General features: G+C 40.5%; 19 protein-coding genes and 1 pseudogene. 4 read left to right on the top strand and 16 right to left on the bottom strand.

Going from position 1 to position 19,715, the window contains the following annotated elements:
* Window positions 1–10 precede the first annotated feature (10 nt).
* Genes VXK30_RS06625 through VXK30_RS06595 form a run of 7 tightly spaced genes read right to left on the bottom strand, consistent with a single transcriptional unit; the run spans window position 11 to window position 7,079 of the window.
* A complete protein-coding gene (locus tag VXK30_RS06625; protein WP_275713933.1) occupies window positions 11–1,126 on the bottom strand; it encodes a glycosyltransferase family 1 protein in 1,116 nt (371 codons plus the stop codon).
* Between the two features lie 21 nt (window positions 1,127–1,147).
* Complete coding sequence (locus tag VXK30_RS06620; RefSeq protein WP_275713932.1) at window positions 1,148–2,215, bottom strand: EpsG family protein; 1,068 nt, start codon at window positions 2,213–2,215, stop codon at window positions 1,148–1,150.
* A 1-nt stretch (window position 2,216) separates the two neighbouring features.
* The gene (locus VXK30_RS06615) at window positions 2,217–3,023 is read right to left on the bottom strand and encodes a glycosyltransferase family 2 protein (RefSeq protein ID WP_275713931.1); all 807 of its coding nucleotides are present in this window, start codon (window positions 3,021–3,023) and stop codon (window positions 2,217–2,219) included.
* 12 nt (window positions 3,024–3,035) lie between these two features.
* Entirely contained in the window at window positions 3,036–4,148 is a 1,113-nt protein-coding gene (locus VXK30_RS06610) for a glycosyltransferase family 4 protein (protein ID WP_275713930.1), read from the bottom strand.
* A 4-nt stretch (window positions 4,149–4,152) separates the two neighbouring features.
* Complete coding sequence (locus VXK30_RS06605; protein ID WP_275713929.1) at window positions 4,153–4,557, bottom strand: hypothetical protein; 405 nt, start codon at window positions 4,555–4,557, stop codon at window positions 4,153–4,155.
* Window positions 4,557–5,615: a hypothetical protein gene (locus VXK30_RS06600; RefSeq protein WP_275713928.1), complete on the bottom strand. Its 1,059-nt coding sequence runs from the start codon at window positions 5,613–5,615 to the stop codon at window positions 4,557–4,559. Before VXK30_RS06600 ends, VXK30_RS06605 begins: the two co-directional genes overlap by 1 nt.
* A gap of 57 nt (window positions 5,616–5,672) precedes the next feature.
* On the bottom strand, window positions 5,673–7,079 hold the full coding sequence (locus VXK30_RS06595; protein ID WP_275713927.1) for a sugar transferase: 1,407 nt from the start codon (window positions 7,077–7,079) through the stop codon (window positions 5,673–5,675).
* 214 nt (window positions 7,080–7,293) lie between these two features.
* Here VXK30_RS06595 and VXK30_RS06590 point away from each other — a divergent pair, with 214 nt between their 5' ends.
* Window positions 7,294–8,517, top strand: coding sequence for an EpsG family protein (locus VXK30_RS06590; protein WP_275713926.1), 1,224 nt, complete (start codon window positions 7,294–7,296; stop codon window positions 8,515–8,517).
* A gap of 457 nt (window positions 8,518–8,974) precedes the next feature.
* On the opposite strand, the gene VXK30_RS06585 is transcribed toward VXK30_RS06590, so the two are convergent.
* Entirely contained in the window at window positions 8,975–9,259 is a 285-nt protein-coding gene (locus VXK30_RS06585; RefSeq protein WP_275713925.1) for a hypothetical protein, read from the bottom strand.
* A gap of 528 nt (window positions 9,260–9,787) precedes the next feature.
* Window positions 9,788–10,560, bottom strand: a pseudogene (locus VXK30_RS06580) (pirin family protein).
* Between the two features lie 496 nt (window positions 10,561–11,056).
* Between VXK30_RS06580 and VXK30_RS06575 the strand changes: the two are divergent.
* Together VXK30_RS06575 and VXK30_RS06570 are read left to right on the top strand one after the other, a co-directional pair.
* On the top strand, window positions 11,057–11,572 hold the full coding sequence (locus tag VXK30_RS06575; RefSeq protein WP_275713923.1) for a hypothetical protein: 516 nt from the start codon (window positions 11,057–11,059) through the stop codon (window positions 11,570–11,572).
* A 528-nt stretch (window positions 11,573–12,100) separates the two neighbouring features.
* On the top strand, window positions 12,101–12,382 hold the full coding sequence (locus tag VXK30_RS06570; RefSeq protein WP_275713922.1) for a zinc-ribbon domain containing protein: 282 nt from the start codon (window positions 12,101–12,103) through the stop codon (window positions 12,380–12,382).
* Window positions 12,383–12,487: 105 nt separating this feature from the next.
* Here VXK30_RS06570 and VXK30_RS06565 read toward each other — a convergent pair whose 3' ends face one another.
* Complete coding sequence (locus tag VXK30_RS06565) at window positions 12,488–12,757, bottom strand: AbrB/MazE/SpoVT family DNA-binding domain-containing protein (RefSeq protein ID WP_275713921.1); 270 nt, start codon at window positions 12,755–12,757, stop codon at window positions 12,488–12,490.
* A 352-nt stretch (window positions 12,758–13,109) separates the two neighbouring features.
* On the bottom strand, window positions 13,110–15,551 hold the full coding sequence (gene ligD / locus VXK30_RS06560; protein ID WP_275713920.1) for a DNA ligase D: 2,442 nt from the start codon (window positions 15,549–15,551) through the stop codon (window positions 13,110–13,112).
* A 161-nt stretch (window positions 15,552–15,712) separates the two neighbouring features.
* On the opposite strand from ligD, the gene ku reads away from it, so the two are divergent.
* Window positions 15,713–16,531 (top strand): non-homologous end joining protein Ku, encoded by an 819-nt coding sequence (gene ku, locus VXK30_RS06555; protein WP_275713919.1) that lies wholly within the window; start codon window positions 15,713–15,715, stop codon window positions 16,529–16,531.
* 232 nt (window positions 16,532–16,763) lie between these two features.
* Here the strand turns inward: ku and VXK30_RS17175 are convergent, their stop codons facing one another.
* The 5 genes from VXK30_RS17175 to VXK30_RS06535 all read right to left on the bottom strand — a co-directional run bounded on the left by VXK30_RS17175 (window position 16,764) and on the right by VXK30_RS06535 (window position 19,705).
* On the bottom strand, window positions 16,764–17,129 hold the full coding sequence (locus VXK30_RS17175; RefSeq protein WP_442867970.1) for an NAD(P)H-dependent oxidoreductase: 366 nt from the start codon (window positions 17,127–17,129) through the stop codon (window positions 16,764–16,766).
* On the bottom strand, window positions 17,117–17,350 hold the full coding sequence (locus VXK30_RS17170; protein ID WP_442867969.1) for a flavodoxin family protein: 234 nt from the start codon (window positions 17,348–17,350) through the stop codon (window positions 17,117–17,119). The genes VXK30_RS17175 and VXK30_RS17170 overlap by 13 nt, the downstream gene beginning before the upstream one ends.
* A gap of 261 nt (window positions 17,351–17,611) precedes the next feature.
* Complete coding sequence (locus VXK30_RS06545; protein ID WP_275714313.1) at window positions 17,612–18,235, bottom strand: glycerol-3-phosphate acyltransferase; 624 nt, start codon at window positions 18,233–18,235, stop codon at window positions 17,612–17,614.
* Between the two features lie 37 nt (window positions 18,236–18,272).
* Window positions 18,273–18,641, bottom strand: a complete 369-nt coding sequence (locus tag VXK30_RS06540) for a hypothetical protein (protein ID WP_275713918.1) — start codon at window positions 18,639–18,641, stop codon at window positions 18,273–18,275.
* A 230-nt stretch (window positions 18,642–18,871) separates the two neighbouring features.
* Window positions 18,872–19,705 carry a DegV family protein gene (locus tag VXK30_RS06535; protein ID WP_275713917.1) on the bottom strand — a complete coding sequence of 278 codons (834 nt, stop codon included), beginning with the start codon at window positions 19,703–19,705 and terminating at the stop codon, window positions 18,872–18,874.
* Between the last annotated feature and the right edge of the window lie 10 nt (window positions 19,706–19,715).

Raw genomic sequence — 19,715 nt, 5'->3', positions numbered from 1 at the left:
TACCACCATACTAATTTTCCACTCCCCTGCTCAAATAAAACTCCTCAAGCCACTTTGCTTGTTCTTTTGTATCATATCCCGCTTGCCTAACTTGTTCTGAGGTATCTTTTCGCTCAAAGCCTTCTTTGTATTTCAGAATTTCTGTCGACCAAACTTCAGGGGGTTCTTCTAATGGAACAGATTTAATTAAGTCCGTGATAAAAGCTTCGCGTGGTATTGTATTGGCAACAATACAAGGGAGACCAGCTGCCTGTGCTTCGATAGCCACAATGCCCAGTCCTTCAAAAAGAGACGGAAAAACAAACACGTCCATTGCCTGATAAAGCTCTGCCGTATCCGCGCGGACACCAGTTAAAATAACGCTATCAATTAAATCTAAATCAGCAATTTTTTTCTCAATTTGCGGGCGTAACTCGCCGTCCCCCACAAGCAGTAAAACAGAATCCTTATTTCTATCGTGGACAGCTTTAAAAATATCCAGTAAAAATATATGGTTCTTCGAGGGCTGGAATCTCCCTACATGTCCGATTATAAATTTATCTGTTATCTCCATCTTTTTCCTTACTTTATTTCTTATATTAATATCAAAAGAAAAATCGTTTGTATTAATTGAGTTATTTATTACAATTCCCTTGGCATCAAAAATTTGCTTACTATATAAAAACTCCCCCGCCCTATAACTACATGCAAAAAAGTCTGTAGCATATTTTAATATCTGCTTTCTCATTATATAGGCATAAAACCGGGTAAGTATCATTTCATTTATTCTGTTTTGTGTACTATGAGAATGAGAAATTCTATTTGGTATTCCAGTTTTATACGCAGCTCTTAATATAAATCCATTATTAAACAAGATATGCGCATGAACTATTTTATAGGGTCCATTAGTCCGCATAACCTTCTGTAAATTTTTATAAAACTGATAATAATTGGAGGATGGAGTTTGAATATGAATAACCTTCGCGCCATATGTAATAACTTCTTTCTCATAATCACCTATCGCATCTCCATACACCAAAAAATCGAATTGAATTTTTTGTGTATCAATATTTCGAAGAACATTCACGATCATAGTTTCAGCTCCTGCTCGATTTAAACAACCTATTACTTGTAAAACTCTTATCATTAAATAGCCTCCAATGTTTCCTTAAAATCCAAATACCGTTTGATAGGGTACTACTCCACCATTCCCGACATACAGCTGATAAAAATGAAAAAGAAAGCCGATGGTTAGAACAGTAACCAAGGCAAATCTCTTTTGTTTGTTACCTTCAAAACAATCAATTATTTGAGGAATAGACAAAATAGAATAAATGGCAAAAGAAGGCACAAAACGTGAAAAAATATCTACTTTTGTTTGCATGATGGACATGGCCAAAGCAACAAAAGCGAAATTTATTAAAATATTATTTATTGGATTAATGAAAAGCAATTTATTTTTTAAAATATATAAACTTAGAAAAATTAATAAATATAATAGAATGCTCTTATAATTTCTATTCGGCTGTAGAAATTCTGTATTCAGATATATAGAGTATTTTGGCATAAATCTAATAGCAATAAGAGCTAACTTATCCAAAAGAATATACAATATCCCGATAATTATACTTGATATAATAAAATTTTTTGCATTCAACTTTATATGAATTATAAAAGAAACAGGAATAAAAATCAAAATAGAGATATGGAACAAAGCAGCAAATAATACTACTAAAAAATATTTTAAATATTCTCTCCGATATAAAAATGGTAAAGCTGCAAATACAATGGATAGTGCAAATGCCTGCCGTATTCCATTATATGAAAAATACAAAAATCCAAGAGTTAAATAAAAATATATGCTCAAACTAAAATGCTCCGAATATTTGTAGCAAGTCCATATAATCAATGTTATAATCAGCACAGAACAAATAGCAGAAACCCAAACAAAATTGTCCGTAAAATAGCCAATGATACGATTTAAAGCTGTGTATCCCCACTCCATTGGACTTATCCCAAGTGCTTTTGGAAACGAGTGAGCTTTTCGAATATCCTGAAATAGTGCATTATAAGTTATAAAGTCAGTTCCGACATTATATCTAATAGCTGAAAGAAAACATAACTGTAGCCATGTAAAAACTGCTAATTTTTCTTTACTTAAGTTTCCTTTTTTATTAATATATGCACCATATCCAATGAAAGAAATAGATAAAAGATTTATAAAATAAATTAGCAAGTTATTGTTCCTCCAGCTTTTTTGTTCGTCGCACCTTTATTAAAAAAGATGATGGAAGCAAGCCGACAATCAGAGGCTTCATGACATATAAAAAGCCTTTGGGCATTAGTCCTAAATTTTTAAATCCACGATATCTGACCTTCATTTCATCTATTCTGTAACGGTATTTTCTTCTTTGATAGGCATCTTGTCCTTCATAGACTTTATAGAGTGGTTGTTGCATATTATAGCCTTTCATACCTAAAGCATACATTCTCATAAATAGATCATAATCTTCGCAACGAAGAGTTATTTTTTCACAATGGTATAAGCCCGCTTTTCTTAATGAATCTGAATTATATAGTATACTTGCATGACAAAAAGGAGATGTCCATAAAAAGTCTTCTTTCGTTGGATATTCTTTTAAAGTTCGTTCACCCCATAGCTTATTATCATCAAAAATATAAATAGAGCAACCGACCATATCATAATCAGGATGTTCTGTTAAGAATTCAACCTGCTTTTCAAGCCTTGTAGGCATAGAAATATCATCACCATCCATTCTGGCAATGTATTTCCCTTGCGCGACTTTGATACAATTATTAAGAGAGGCAGCCAGTCCGAGGTTGTTGTAATTTTTAATAACTCTAAATTTGTCAGGAAATCTTTGTTCGTATTCTTTTGCTATGAAATATGAATTATCTGTAGATCCATCGTCACAAATAATAAATTCCCAATCTGTATATGTCTGATTAAAAATAGAATCAATACTTTTTGAAAGCGATGTTTCACAATTATAAATACCCATGATAACTGATACTTTTGACATTCGATCACCCTTCTACATAAAACGACAATATATCTTAGCCATCGCGGCAACCGCTTTGTCCAGCGAACACTTTTTTACATCTTCCAAATTGTTGCTTTTTATTTGTGCAGATAGTTGAACATCATTATGTATTTTCAACACACGATTGACAAACTCCTCTGCGTTATTAAGAGAATATAAAAATCCATTTCTTTGATTTTTTACAATATCGCTTTGACCCCGAATATTAGCACAAATAATCGGTAGACCACTCGCCATACCCTCGATAATATTAATTGGTAATCCCTCTTGTTTACTTGACGTTATTAAACAGTCTGCCAGTTGATATAATTTATTCACATCTTTACGATATCCCACAAAATTTATTTTGTTTTCTAAATTCATTTTTTTTGAAAAATCAACACATTCATTCAAAGTTTCCCCACATCCAGCAAAAATGAGCTTAAGGTTTGGTATCTGCTTAGCTATATTAGGCAATGCATTTATAATAAATTTGTGATCTTTCCTTTTTATAAATTCCGCCACATAAATTAATATGTAGTCATCAGCAGAAAATCCATATTCGCTACGTAATGCCATTTTCTCTTCTGTACTAACAGGTTGAAAGCGTTTTAAATCGACTCCCACTCCATTAATTTTTTCTATATATTCTGCTTTAAATTTTCTACTTATTGCAGTTTGATAGTCCTCATTATTTATGGTAATTAAACAGTCCGTAAACTTAGCTAAATACTTTTCCATAGTGTAATACAAGATCCAATTTAGCTTTGGCGCCCCCTTATAAAAATGAAACCCATGAGCCGTATAAATAACCTTTGTCCCATTTTTTCGGGTGCATTTTGCAGATAGCCTGGTTACAACCCCACCCATCGGGGTATGACAATGAATGATATCATAGTGTTCAGTGTTAATGATATATTTAAGTTGATGATAGGCTTTTATATTATCTATCGAATAAGGGGAGCGATTGAAGCACACCTTAAAATGCCTATCACATTCCCGAATTGGCTCTTCATCAAGAGAAGCATAGTGCACCTCCCACCCCTGTTCCTGAAACCATTTCATAAACGGGATATTAAATTTTGAGAAATTTGCAAGGTGAGAAACAAAGAGAACTTTTTTCATTGCATTATACCATGATATATCCCAATATCTTTTTCCCCATGTCCTGATAAGCCATAATTTGCTTTTCAATTTCGGTAATAACGGACTCATTTTTTCTTTCCACTAAAATAATCAAATCACACTGAGCGGCTATATCAATTGTTTCTGGGTCGGCAAGAACGTTACCGGCAAAAAGGAATTGCGGATAATTTTCATTCCTTTCAGTAAATAGGCTGGAAAGTCTTTGCCCCACATGGGAAATATCATCTTTCGATATACTACCGGCAAAAAGAAGCTTATTAACATTCACCGTCTGTTTTAAGGACGCTATAATATTTTCAAAAACAATTCGCAGCGCATCCTCTTCAGATAAATTGTAATCCTTATTACCTTCCAGCTTTTCTATCCATTTATCTATCAAGCGCGCCATTACTTTCCACTCCCATTTTCGTTTGGTATTCTGCCAAAGTATTGCAGTTTATACATCTTTCTTATTTCGTAATCATTTTGAATGCTGTTATTAAAAACATCTATAAAGAAAGCCAATAAAACGCCAAGCAAAATACCGCCAAAAAATCCCAAAAGCATAAATTTGATTATGCTTTTGCCGTATTCCAAAAATGCCGACTGACCGGTTAATTCTGTCTGTAACGTAGATGCATCCGGCTGTTGCAAATTTTTAAGTTCATCCTGTTTTGCATTTAAAGATTTCGTCAGTTCCGCACTTTGTGCTAAATAATTTTTCTGGGTTGCATAAATATCCATTTTGATACTGCTATATTCCGAATTATTTATAACCTCAAGAGTATGCTTTCCCAGCCGATCAGTCATTTGATCTTTATTATCGATGATACACTGAAGCAAGTAATCCTTTATTTGTGCACTCATTTTTGCATCCGGAGAAGAAACCTGAATAGATAAAATTCTTATGTCTCCGTCTATCCTGTTATCCCTCTCATTACCATTATACGTATTATCTGCTATATTTATTAGCTCCCTTAGATATCTCTGTTCTGTATTTAAATTTAGATCTTTGATCATAGATTCATACATAGAACCGCTTTGGATTAACACAGAATAAGCGTCTACAATCTGTTCCGCATAATCTGGAATTTGATATGTTATATCCGAAACAATTTTATGATCGGTTTTTACATATATATCTAATGCTGCAACATTCACTTTATAAGGATTAATCTTCATAAAAATGCTGTTTATATTGTATTTAGCCGCTTCACTCTGCTCTGATTGGATGGTACTTATTGCATTTTCAAGGCTTGTCTTTTGGTTTTGATAGGCTTCTGCCTCTTGTTCATAATTCGTTTTTAACTTATCAGATAAAATCCCGCTGTCTGCCCCATTTAATAAAATTGGTACTGCCTTGTATCCTCCGCCTAATACACAAAAAGCAAGCGCTAAGATAACTATCATTTTCCATCTTCGTAAAATAGTGATAATAAACTCCTTTAGATCAAAAACATCGTCCACTCTATTTCCTCCAATATTAATTACTTAATAATATTTAAAATGGATGACTGACGCTAGTTAAACTGTTCCAGCTTTATGCTCTATTCTTTCATGTTTAAAATTAGCGGCGGTCTGGGCTCCATTTTCAATTCCTTCCGTACTTTCCTTCATGAACATAATTTTTACCGTTTTAAAGACTAATTTTAAATCCAGTAAAAGCGAATAGTTTTCAATATAAATTAAATCCAGTTTTAACTTATCATATGGATTGGTATTATATTTTCCAGCTATCTGAGCATATCCAGTTAGCCCGCCTTTTACACGAAGCCGATAATCAAATTCCGGCATATCCTTTTTATACTGCTTAACAATTTCTGGCCTTTCCGGACGCGGACCTACAATTGACATTTCTCCCATCAAAATGTTAATTAGTTGAGGCAATTCGTCAATTCTGGTTTTTCTGATTACTTTACCTATGGGAGTAATTCTTCTATCATCTTTGCTGGAAAGTCGGGCCACTCCATCTTTCTCTGCATCAACAATCATACTTCGAAATTTGCAGATGGAAAATACCTTTCCTCTGATTGTACAGCGATCTTGGCGAAAAAACACCGGCCCTCCATCATACAGCTTTATTACGATTGCAGTAATTAACATAATTGGAGATAGAAGTAAAAGCATTACTCCTGATATAACAATGTCTATCGACCGTTTGATAAATCTTTGTTCATAGGAAATTCCATCATTTTTACATAGCAAAAGAGGAGTGTCAAATAACTCAATTGTATCCGCCCCACGCATAATAATATCAGATATTTTAGGAGTAACATAGACCCGTTTGGATTGCTCAAAACAAAATTTTAAGATCTTATTGCGAGTTTCGGTTTTCACATCATAAATAACAATCGATCTAAAATGGTCAACTCTATTCAGTACATTTTCTAATCCTGTCTCCAAACTGACACTTTCACTCACATGAAATTTTTCCGGTCTGGAATTCAACTTGTGAATAAAGGTATCCAAAGTGGCCTTTCCGCTTTTTCCATAAACAATCAGAATATCACGAGGAGAATGTATTTTAAAATAAAGTTTGTTCATCCACCAAGCCCATAACGATGCAACAATAAAATCAGCACCGGTTAGAATAATCATAGGCAATGGTCCCATCAAATGACGGCATATCAGCATTACCTGGCAATAACTAATTACATTTGTAATAAATATAGATAAAAATTGGGAATAGATAATTTCTGTAATGCGCAAATAGCCTATTTTATATGCACCATAAATATGAGAGAACGTGTATAACAGAACTGCATATATAATTACAACCAAGATATTTCCCTTGTTCTTAAACGTATCAAACAACATATTGTCAATATAATAACTATACCATAAATAAGCAAACATACCGGATAGAACAAACAAGGAAATTAACGTAGATAGATGTGCTATTATCTTACTGTATTTTTTCGCTGTCTTCATAATATTCATCCCTTTTCCAGTCAATGGAGATAACAAATCTAAATTCAAATAATTATTGTGGAATCTATGAATTATTATAGCATATATTTTCCGTAAATTTAACAATTTTCCTTTAATTTTTTTACAGATTAATTTATATAATTATAGCATTTATTGAATAATCTCCCTGCTAATGGTATAATCAAATAAATTGATTAATAAGGGAGATTTTCTGGTGTTAGTATATAATCTATTACTTTTATGGATCATCATATCCGGTATATTTCTATGTGAAATACATAAGGACAATCATCATATCAAATTAAGAATAACCTTATTCATTGTACTATCTTCTATAGCGATGATTATTTTAGCATCTTTACGTGGAAGTACCGTTGGGATTGATTATCCAAACTATTCCGGTTATTTTACCGAGGTTTATGCTGGAATACATAAACAAGGAGCCACATTTTTGCTAAGCAATGCAAATATATATCGTCCTGAACTTGGGTATAGCTTTCTAAACTATGTAGTAGCTCTATTTACAAACGATGTGCATATTTTTATGGCTGTGGCGTCTATTGTAGTGATAGGATTAACCGCAGTCTTGGTATATAAATATTCTCCTATTCCATGGGTAAGCATGTTTGTATTTGTGAGCTTCGGTTTTTTCGGAAATTCATTAAATTTTATAAGGCAGTGTATCGCCATTGCAATTTTTCTATTTTCGATTAAGTACCTTAAAGAAAAGAGATTCTTACCGTATATTGGAATTGTTGTTTTAGCAGCATCCTTCCATAAGGTAATGTGGATTATGATACCTCTTTTCTTTATTGCGCGTATCAAAGTGAATTGGAAATCTCTCACAGTATATGGAGGGTTAACCGCTCTCATTATGGGCTTATCCTGGCCGTTATTTAACCTTATAACAAAATATGTTTACAAGTACTATGCCACAAAAGAGGGCCTGTATTATATGATGGGGCGCGATTGGCAGACTGCGGCAATACCGGTAATTACAACGGTAACTCTCCTGATCGTCAAAAAATTCATTCTGCAGCGTGATCCTAAGAATGTGGTATTAATTAATTTCTCAATTTATTCCGGGCTCCTTTATATCATGACCTGTCAGCACTTCCTCTTCCAGCGATTTGGAATGATTTTCTTCACCTCTGCTATCCTGATTATCCCAGAATTGCTTGCCAGCGTAGGTGTAAACAACGAGCAAGTAGATGTATTGAGAGACACAGAAAGCCTCAAAATCTATAAGAACAAGGACCAAAAGAAAAAGGCGCTTCAGGAACGCCGTCAAATTAAAAGCAGCCAAAATATGCGCAAGTATATCTACTATTACGCAGCTGCTGCCGTTCTGTTTATTGGATTCCTTTATAACGTTTGGATATTAATGGCGAATAGAGTCAATCTGATTCCGTATGTTACATTTTTTGCAAAAAAATAGTCTTCTAAACAAATGAGACTCCAATACGAAAAGAGCCTTCACCCTATAAAATTTTTTCAGGGGGTGAGGCTTTTTTCTTTGCTGAAACCAAAAAATATAGTCGGGGCAGTCAGGGTGTAAAAAATGCAGAAAGTCCAAATGGAAAAAAGGAAGCCCTCCCAACCGCTGAAAAGCAGCTGAGAGGGTCGCCAATGTGAATTGAGCTAATTATTGTATCATAGGTCCGTGCACAAACCTATTCCCCCTATTATAAATAGCCCAATCTTAATTATATTGTAGCAAAATAATTAATGATTTTCAAGAATAAAATCAATAAATCAATGTTTTATTTTATTCTTCATGGTCTCTGTGGACTGCATACGCAATGAATCCGACTATTATTGCCAGCACAGCGACTGCCGCTGCGACGATCAATGAAAACATTGAATTACCTCCTCGCCTTTTTCCGTCAGGGCGTCTATTCTTTTTTATCCTCTTCCGCCTGATACCGCTGATTCAGCAATTCTAATTTTGTTTTTGCTTCATCAAGAAAGGTAAACCAGTTCTTTCTGTATTTTTCATCGCTTCTCAGATATTCAAATTTTTCTCCCTTGAGCAGTATGCTGTATCCTTCATCTGAGCGGATATTAAAACCCAAACATTTTTCCTCTAAAAGTACGTATTTACAATTTTGCATATCCCATCCGAAAGAGTATATCGTATCTCCTATACGGCACGGGAATAATTTTGACAATTCAGCCATAATGCCTCCATTCATTCTCATGGTTTGCAGCGGTCATTGTATTATGATCCATTTTCTGCAATATTGAAAAGATTATCCGTTATTCAGTGCGCTAAGGATTAACCGTACTATAAATTATTCGATGAACGCACACAAATTTTTGGGGTAGCGCTGATAGATCATTCAACATTCTGCTGGAATGGCCTGCATAATTCAACCTGCTTATCGCAAACTATTTACGAGGTGATTTTAATGGCTCAAGGTTTACAGGATCTTTTGGCATCGAATAAGGATATCAGTCAGTACTTTTTATCGCTGCCTACCAATGTACAAAACGCAGTTACCGGCAGCGGAGAGGAAATCTGCACACTGGAAGATCTTCTTCGCCTCATTCAATCAATATCCGGAACCTGCTGAGAATGATGCGAAAAATAAATCCCCTGACGTCCGTCAGGGGATTTTCCTTATCATAAATTTTTATCTGTTTCCATGCGCACCGGGCCGCAGTACGTCCGTTCACAGCGGTGCTGTAACAAACGGGTTTTCCCGTTACCGCTTGATAAAGGTCCCCCGGTCTAACTCGTCGAAGGCGAGATTCAGCTCATCGCGGGTATTCATTACAATCGGCCCGCCCCAGGCAATCGGCTCGTGCAAAGGCTTCCCGGAAAAGAAAATCATACGCAGTGCAGAGTCAGGCTCTGCCGACACGGAGAGGCAGTCCCCTTCCTCAAACAATACGGCCGATTTTAATAAAATCAGCTGACCGTCAATGAGGGCGTTCCCTTCAATCAGGAATACAAATACGGTTTCATCCTTTTTTGTGGGGAGCTCAATTTTTCCGCCCTCTGAAAGTGCTATGTCATAAATCGTTGCCGGTATATGGGCCGGAGTCACCCCCACTGCATCCTCAAAACTTTCTGACAGGACACGGATATCCGCCTTCTCTTTTGTGGCATGGCCCATCATTTCCGGCGTAATGCTCAAATACGCCGGGGCGGTCATCTTTTCCGCGCGGGGCAGGTTCAGCCACAGCTGAAATCCGAGCATTCTGCCGGACTCTTTCGGCATTTCCTGATGCAGAATGCCCCCTCCCGCTGTCATCCACTGGCTCTTTCCCGCATGAATGGTCCCTTTATTTCCCAGACTGTCTTCGTGTTCTATTTTTCCGGAAATCAAATAAGTAATCGTCTCGATTCCTCTGTGCGGATGCATGGGAAACCCGGCGATATAGTCCGACGGGTCTGTGGAATCAAAGGAATCCAGCATCAAAAACGGTCAAAATCTTCCACGTCATGGTATCCGATCACACGGACAAGCCGCACCCCGGCACCATCCGTCGCTTTTTGTCATCGGATTATTTTTTTAATCGTGCGTTTTTTCATATCCATTTTCCCTCCCGGCGATAAATTGTTCTGTAATTTGCAGTATAAAATTTCAGCAAGCGCGATCCCCCGAAAGGCATCTTCCGGGTTCAAACTTAACCTTCGGTATTTCCGTTCATGCCGGCAAAGGGATATGCCAAAAAATGTTCACCCTCTGCATTCCTGTTCCCCATATTGACAAGCAATATTTGAAAATCATAGTATGTAACAACTCCGATCGAAAGGTGGAACCAAATATGTGTTGGCTAATACCATTTCTGATTTTAGCGGGATGCGGCTGTGGGCGTGGCTGTTGCTGCCGCAGATGTAAATAACAGATCGTGGCACTCACTGATAGTGGGTGCCATAATACATAGAAAAGCGCCTTGAAGGTCGTTTCTGAACACAAAAGTAATCTGCCTCCGAATTTCCTCATATTATTTTGTGAGGTGAGAATATGAACGACAATGCCAGCGGCGCCTATCTGTCCGCCAGGGTCGACGAACCATATCCGGTTGTAACTGTTACTGAAAAAAACTGCAGATATGCGTCAATCATTTCAGACGGATATGCGGGAGAAGGGTCCGAATCAACCGCCATCGCCCAATATGGGGTACACCGCTTGTATTTAAAGGATTTGGCAAATTCATATGAGGCATACGGGACAATCATACAAGTAGAAATGATTCATTGGAGACTGTTAGGCGATCTCGTGTTACAACTGGGTAACGCTCCTCTGCTCCGATCATGCTTATCCGGAAGGTACTGGAGCGGGAGTTTCCCCATGTACCGCAATACTTTTGCACAGATTATTCAGTCCGACATTGAAGGAGAAAAAGCTGCCATTGCGCATTATCAAAGAATGATCCGACAGATCGGAGACACCCAAATCCAGAATTTATTCAAACGGATCATTCTTGATGAAGAAAGGCACATCGAAATACTTACCGGGCTGAAGGCAGCCGCAAAATAAAACACCCGTCTTTTGAATAATCTGCTTTTTCTCTGCCAATCCTTCTATCAAACTTCTTTTCTGTTTTCTCTCTCTGTCCGGGTCGCTCTGTAACAGGAGCGGCCTTTTCAAATTAGTAGAATTTTAACCCAATCTTCACGCCGATTTCACATTGGGCCATTATACTTTAATCATTCCAAACAGCTTACAAGTCCTATATGAGGAATCATATACTTCTTTTTCATTAATACCCCTCTGTTGCCGCTCCTGAATTGGAGCGGCTTCTCTATTCCCATAAATTACCTTTGCAAAATAATTACAAATTTGTTACTATTTAATTGTCAATTACACAATTGGCAATCCTCCTATTTTTTCTTTGGGCCGCCCAGGCGTTAGGGCGGCCCTTTTTAATAGGAAAATCATGGATTTTCACTCCTGATTGGGTTCCCTTCCTTAAATTTGAGTTTGACATTCCGCCTATAATTAGGTATAATTAATTTAATGTTCACCTTGTTGAGCATATATTTAGAAATTGAGGTATACTACTACATGTACGAAGACAAAACTCTAATTTGCAAAGACTGTGGCGCCGAATTTGAATTTACTGCAAGCGAGCAAGAATTTTATGTTTCTAAGGGGTTTACCAATGAACCGCAAAGATGCAAATCCTGCCGTGATGCACGTAAAAACACAAGAGGAAATTCAAATAGCGGCGAACGCGAGATGTTTGAGGCTACCTGCGCATCTTGTGGTAAAACTTGCAGAGTCCCTTTTAAACCTCGTGAAGATCGTCCTGTATACTGCAGCGATTGCTTTGCAAACAGAAGATAATATAAACAAGGTTTTGAATGTGTCCCGAAAGGGGCACATTTTTTATTTGTTTTCCGCTCTTGCTTATCCCCGCGCTGTGTTTTATTTCCGCAGGATATCCGGCGTTCATTTCGGTTTTGGTTTCTTTCTCACTTTGTCGAGATATTCCTCCGGGTTTCTTCCGGCATCCTTCGCCGCCGCGAACAGCGCTTCGCGCAGCTCTTCTTTCGTCCAATCCTCATATGGCACGTATTTGTGCAGGATAATATTTTCTTCGTCATCCGTATAAAACTCGATCGGATCTCCGTCCTCGATTCCGTTGATTTCGCGAAGCTCTTTTGGAACGACAATACGCCCCGTGTTATCAATTTTGCGGACAATTCCTGTTGCCCTCATAGATTTTTCCTCCCTTAAATTTCCCTATCCCATGGAAAACGGAAATACCCGATTTTCCGCCATGGCCTTTTCATCAATAGTATATCAAACAATACACGGAATCCGCTATTTAAAATCCAATCTGCCGGGCAAAGCCGCGGCGATCCGGCACAACTATGGATTGATTTTACAGGTTATTTACGGTATTGTTGCGCCAATATCGTGCAGCAGAAAAATCTTTGTTCCAGATTATATCACATTCTCTCAAAAGCCGGAACTCTTCGGAAGAACTCGGGCATAAAAAACGGCAGCTGATATCCGGACATTTCAAAATGTTCCAAAATACAACCACCGCTCTGTTTGACTGATTTGCTTATTTCAATACCTGATTATTTTGAAAAAAATCTTTCCACGGGTCATTGCCGCCGATCCTCTGGAGTGCATCCTCCATAGTAATGCCGTCGGGGGCAACCGTTTCCAGTTCGTCCCAGGCGATTGGCATGGACACTTTGGCCCCTTTTCTTGCTCTTACGGAATAAGGTGAAACACTGGTAGCGCCTCTGCCGTTTCGGATCCAATCGATAAAGATTTTGTTTTTCCGTTTTTCCTTCCGGACATTGCTTGTATAACGGTCGGGCCACTTCTGTTCCATCACTTCGGCAACGCGTTTTGCAAAGTCGTGGAACACGTCCCATGAAGCAACGGGTTTAAAAGGGACGACCACATGGTACCCCTTGCCGCCGCTGGTCTTCAGATACGACTTGAGCGAGAGCTCGGCAAGAATGCTTTTGATATCTTTTACTCCCCGTCGGACCGTGCCGAGGTCCATTCCCTCGTCCGGATCAAGATCGAATACCATTACGTCGGGGTTTTCAAGCTTGTCTACGCTGCTCCCCCAGGTATGGAATTCCAGCGTGCCCATCTGGGCTTCGGATATCAGTCCGGATACGTTCTCAATATAGAAGTAATCTTCCGTTTCTCCATCGTTGGTGGGGATCGATACTGAAACGACCCCTTTACTGTCCGAACCGGGATGCTTTTTAAAAAAGCAGCTCTGCGATATTCCCTTGGGACAGCGCACGATGCTTAAAATTCTGCGGGATACATAGGGCAGCATGCGCGCCGCTGCTTTTTCATAATACCGGATCACATCCGCCTTGGTTATTTCAGGATCGTGAAACATGATCTTGTCCGGGTGGGTAATCTTGACGCCTTCTATGATAAGGTCATCGCCAGCTGCTTTCATGGGTTTCTCCACATTTTCGGCGGACGCCCGAGGCTGTGCCTCATCATCCGCTTCCTCCTTTTTGATATCCTTCGGGTCTTTATCGGTCCGCAGGCCCTTGAAGCTTGCCTGCCGTAACAGATTTTCTTCGGTCCACTGTGCAAACTTGATTTCCGCAACCAACAGGGGGGCAAGCCAGGTGATTTTTTCGTGAGTTCTCGCCTGCGGCGCCCGACTGAAAGGAGCCGCTTCTCTTTTCAAAGCTTTAAACCGATTCTCAAGCTCTGCCGCGCTGCGGGCGCTCAGACCAGTTCCGGCCCGCCCGGCATAGACCAGTTCTTTTCCTTCATAAACGCCAAGGAGCAGCGAACTCACTCCGCTTGTCTTTTTATCGGACAGGGTATATCCTCCAATGACGAATTCCTGTCTTTTATCACATTTAAGCTTGATCCAGTCACCGTTTCTGGTCCCGCTGTATACGGAGTCGGCCTTTTTGCCTACAATCCCTTCCAGATTCGCCTGACTGGCGGCCGCGAAGCTTTCTTTTCCATTGCCTTTGATATGCCGGCAATAATAGAGATTTTTCGGTGAACTCTTCATGAGCGTTCCAAGCGCTTCTTTTCTGTCAATCAGACGCTGTCCCCTTAGGTCCGCTCCGTCCAAAGCCAAAAGATCAAAGACGATATAAGTGCAGTTTTTCCCTTTCGGATCTTTCATATAGTTTTGCAGAGCCTGAAAATCCGTCCTGCCGTGGGCGTCCGTGACCACCATTTCACCGTCCAGAACCATTGCCCCTCCGGCGGCCAGATCGATAAGGGAATTGGCAACTTCCGGAAACCGGTCCGTATAATCGCTGCCGCCGCGGGTTTGCAGCCGAACGCTGTTCCCTTCCACAAACGCCAGAATCCTGTAGCCGTCGTACTTTACCTCGTAAAGCCAATCCTCGCCTTTGGGAACCGTGCTGACAAGTCTGGCAAGCTGTACATCCGCCTTTTCAAAAGGATTATGGGTGAACTTTTCGCCCTCGCCTTTTTCAATTTCCTCTATGGTGCGTCCGGTCCGGATACTTGTGGTAAACCCGGAAATTTCATCGCCGGTTTTGCTGTAATCATCTTTTTCTTTGAGCAAAAGCCAGTTGCTTCGGGTCTCGTCCGCTTTTGCTTTCATTCGGATCAAAGCCCATTTGCCCTTCAGTCTTTTGCCTTTCAGGATAAACTTAAGCGAACCCGTACGGAGTCCTTCCGCTGCATCCGTCTGGGGTTCCCAGAAACCTTCATCCCAGAGCATTACGACTCCGCCGCCGTATTCGCCCTTGGGAATTAGCCCTTCAAAGTTTCTGTATTCCAGTGGATGATCTTCCACCTGTACGGCAAGCCTCTTGTCATGGGTATCATAGGAAGGTCCTTTGGGTACCGCCCAGCTTAAAAGTACTCCGTCCCATTCGAGGCGGAAGTCGAAATGATCCCGGCGGGCAATATGATGCTGAACAACAAATTTCAGGCGTTCTTCGGGATTTTCCGATTCACCCTCCGGCTCTTCGGTTTTTTCAAAATTTCTTTTCCGATTGTATTCTTCCAGTTTTGTAACCATTGATATGCACCCTTTTGACAAACAGCTCCATCAGTCCGGAACCTGAGCTTTCCGTTATTATCCGCCGGTTCCTCGATATTTATCCTGTTTAGAAATCATACGAGCCGATTTTCAATTATTTGCGGTGCTTTGGTTATACTAAATCCGGAGGTGACAGTTTTATGCCAGTGGCACATCATTCCGTTATTTCATTTGGACTTGTGGCGATTCCTGTGGCTATGTATACGGCCACTCAGGATAACGATATTCATTTTAATCAGCTGCACAAGGAAGACCAGAGCCGTGTACGGTATAAAAAAACCTGTGCTCATTGCGGAAAAGAACTGAAAACTGAAGATATCATCAAAGGCTATGAGTATGATAAGGACCAGTATGTCGTCGTATCGGATGAAGAAATAGAAAAAATCAAGACTGAAAAGGAAAAATCGATCCAGATCCTGCATTTCGCGCAATTAAACCAGATTTCGCCGGTTTATTACGATAAGACGTATCAGGTGATCCCGGATAAGGGCGGAGAAAAAGCCTTTGAACTTCTGAGGTCCGCTCTGATGAAGGAGCAGAAGATTGCAATAGGCAAGACTGTTATGGGGACAAAGGACACTTTGATGGCGATCATCCCGCGTGAAAATGGGGTGTTGATTTCAACCATGTTTTATCAGGATGATATTAAAGATCTCCAGAAGTCTTACGATATTCCAGAGCCAAACGAACAGGAATTAAAAATGGCTCAGGCGCTGATTGACACAATGGACACGCCTTTTGATCCGTCTCAGTATAAGGATGAATATCAGGAAAGGCTCAAAGAGCTCATTGAAGCAAAAATCGCCGGAAAGGACGTTGTCGCTGCCAGTTCCGAGGAGCAAACCGGAAAAGTGATCGATTTGATGGATGCGCTGAAAGCCAGCATTGAAAAGCAGCATGAGGATAAAACAAAGAATGAGCCGACAAAAAAGAAGGCAAGTAAAACGAAAGGTGCGTAAAGCAGCGAATTTCTGCCCGTGTTCCGCGGGTCCCTGCCTTTTTCTATTTGTAAATTTAAAAGTTCTGCTGCTCCCGACTTTTGCCGGAGTTCGCTGTGGCACCCCCTCAAAGAAAAAAGACACCCCCTCACGGGGTGCCTCTTTTCCGTTGTCTAATAACGGTAATATTGATACAATTTCACGTTGCGGCTATCGAAAACTATGCTCATTATCTCCATAACAACAATGGCATTTAAACGTTAGCATATATCCTTTCACCAAATTCGTATGCTTCGCGCAAATGGATGGTTTTGTTGATATGAGGCTTCCCATTGGTATCTCCGCAACCGCCAGCTAACACCATACCTTTGTCATGGAATCCGATATAATTGACCAATGCGAATTTGTAATAAGATACCGCCTGCTCAAAGGTCCAGAAATAGTTGTCCGCTGCCGTCATAAGCAAGGCACAATCTTTGACCGGATATTTTTCATAGCGCCCCAACGGTGGATTTGGATCTTCTTCCGCAATACGGTAGAATCGTTCAATAAAGGCTTTCAGCTTGGACGAAATTATCCAAAAGTAAAGCGGTGAGGCAAATACGATCAAATCTGCCATCTTGATCTTCGGTACAATATCATTAAAAGCATCTTTTGAATACAAGGCTTTCCGTAACGGCAGGCATTGCAACCAAGGCAACCTTTTACTTCATGCTTCAAAAGCGAAATCATTTCAACATCATGCCCTGCTTCTCTGGCACCGCTTGCAAACGCGCTGGCCAGTTGGGATGTATTACCGTTAGCACGCCCGCCGCCTTGAACTACTAATATCTTTTTCATAATGGCTTACCTCGTCAAATTTCTGCTTATCTTGTAATCCTCATTATTATAAAAAATACATACTTGCGATTGCCCTTAAACTTATATGCCATTATATCACAAAGGTAATAAGTTTTTGTACTAAAAACAAAGCCCCCGTAGGAATGAGCTTTTAAAGCATCGTCCTACGGAGGTTTTATTAGGTCTTAGCTTTCTTGGAATCGACAAAAGCCTTTCCCATAACTTGTAATAACTCAGTTAGGGTGTCTTTCTTGACCGATTCTATCGTAACGCCGAATTCTCCGAGCTGAATTTTGCCAGCAAATCGACTTTCTTTTCCACTTTATTTGCAATTCTTCGGATGGAATCACGATGAAGAAAAAATACAAGTGCAACACCAGCCAAAGCGACGAAACCTGCCTCAAGCCCAAAATTCAGAAAAACCGGAATCAAAAACAGCGTGGGAATCGCCAAAGCACCAAGCGCCAGATATCCCGTCGCAATAACAATACAGAGTCCGGTTAGATTGGCGATCAGTCCCCACAAGGGGGAAAGCAGCACGATATACATACAGATGACAGCGACGCTTCTGCCGCCGCGAAATTTGTGCCAGAACGGGAACCCGTGACCGAGTGCGGTGCCTAAGCCCGCATAAAGGATTGCCGACGGGCCCAGTGATTTGAACAAAAGGTATCGGCAGAGGAGGCAGGGCAATACGGTTTTAAAGACATCCCCGAGCAGAGTGATAGCGGCCCACTTCGCACCCAACTGCTCCAAAATATTCGCCATGCCCGGATTCCCCGTCCCAATCTTAAAGGCGCTTTTACCCGTTTTATAGCGGGCGACAACATCGGCCGTCAGGAGACAGCCGCACAGATATCCGATGACGATACATAAAAATTGCATATCCACTTGATGTCCTCCTGAATAAGAGTTGCTTCGCTTATTTGATCCCCTTGCAGATGGGGATGAGTGCAAGCAGAATCACGATGCCCACGATACCGACGAGGATGCCGTTGATCATCATGCCCCATACCATAGTCATGCACATGCCGACGCCCAGCGCCAGCGCGCCTACGATGCCAAGCAGAACGGTTATAACAGTTTTGCCATTCCACTTGATGGGCGCTTTATGCTCCATCCTGCGGCGGACAGCGATCATTGCAAGCAGAATCATAAGTCCGACCGTACCCATCACAATGCCGGGTCTGAATGCATTCCATTCGGGCAGTAGGGACATGCACATACCGATCGCCAGCAGAATTCCTCCGACGGTTGACATGACCAGGGTGACAAAATCGCTTCTTTTCATAATGTAAGTCCTCCCATTATTATTGAATGATGCCTCATCCATTTGATAGGCTAATCTTACTGTCTAAATGTTTATGATTTGCTTACGAAATGTTTGAAAAATATTAAAATGCCCCGCCCATACAAAAATGTGGGCGGGACATCGGTATTTTCAGCCTACGCACGGCGCAGATGATTGTTTGCGCCGATTACCATGAAAATGCCGATGGCAAACAATAGCTGTGCGCCCGATTAAAAGGCCAGCACAATCCCCCTGTCGTCGGCGTAAAGGGAGCTAATTCCTCCGGTCGGGACGACGAATATTTCTTTGAAGTGATATTTTTGCCCGATGGCAACCTTTAAGCGTTTTGCAAGGCCCGGATTGTTGCAGTGAGAAATGACAAGACTTTCGCCCTCCGTCCTTTTTCCGCTGCTTTCGATCAGCGAAAGCAGCTTTCCGATCATTTGGTTGATCCCTCGGGGCTTTGCGTACAACGCGATATTTCCGCTTCCGTCCGAGCCCATCACCAATTTGATATTCAGTACACTGATCAATTTTCCTGTGATCCTGTTCAGCCGCCCGTTTTTCTGCAGATTGCCATACTGTTCCAAGACAAAATAGGTTTTCATGTTTTCAATAAAGTGATTGATCGCCTGAATGATATTGTGCCTGGATGTCCCCTTCAGGAGCAATTCCCGTATTTTAACGGCAATCAATACCTCTCCGGCGGATGCGCTTTTGGAGTCAAAGATATAGGTATCGGCCTTTCCACGTTCATCTGCGAGCATTTTGCCCGTAACCGCGCTGGCATAGGAGCCGGAAAGCCGGCTTGACAATGTGACCACAAAAGATTCCCGGGCGTTTTCAATCGCTTCCTGATAAATGAGGGGGGACGGAGACGCGGAGGCGACCTTTTCGGTGCAGCCTTTCATTTCCGCCATAAAACGGGTCAGATCGAGCGAATTATTGTCTATGAATTCATTTTTGCCTACGATCATGGTCAGGGGAACCGATGTCACATCCAAGCGTTCTTTGAGCTGCGGCGTCATATCGCAGCAGCTGTCCACGATGATTTTACACGTCATGCGCAACAAC

It is taken from the genome of Caproiciproducens sp. CPB-2 (assembly GCF_036287215.1).
GTDB lineage: Bacteria > Bacillota > Clostridia > Oscillospirales > Acutalibacteraceae > Caproiciproducens.
Note: the sequence above shows the minus strand (reverse complement) of the source record. Positions and strands in the feature narration are given on the sequence as shown.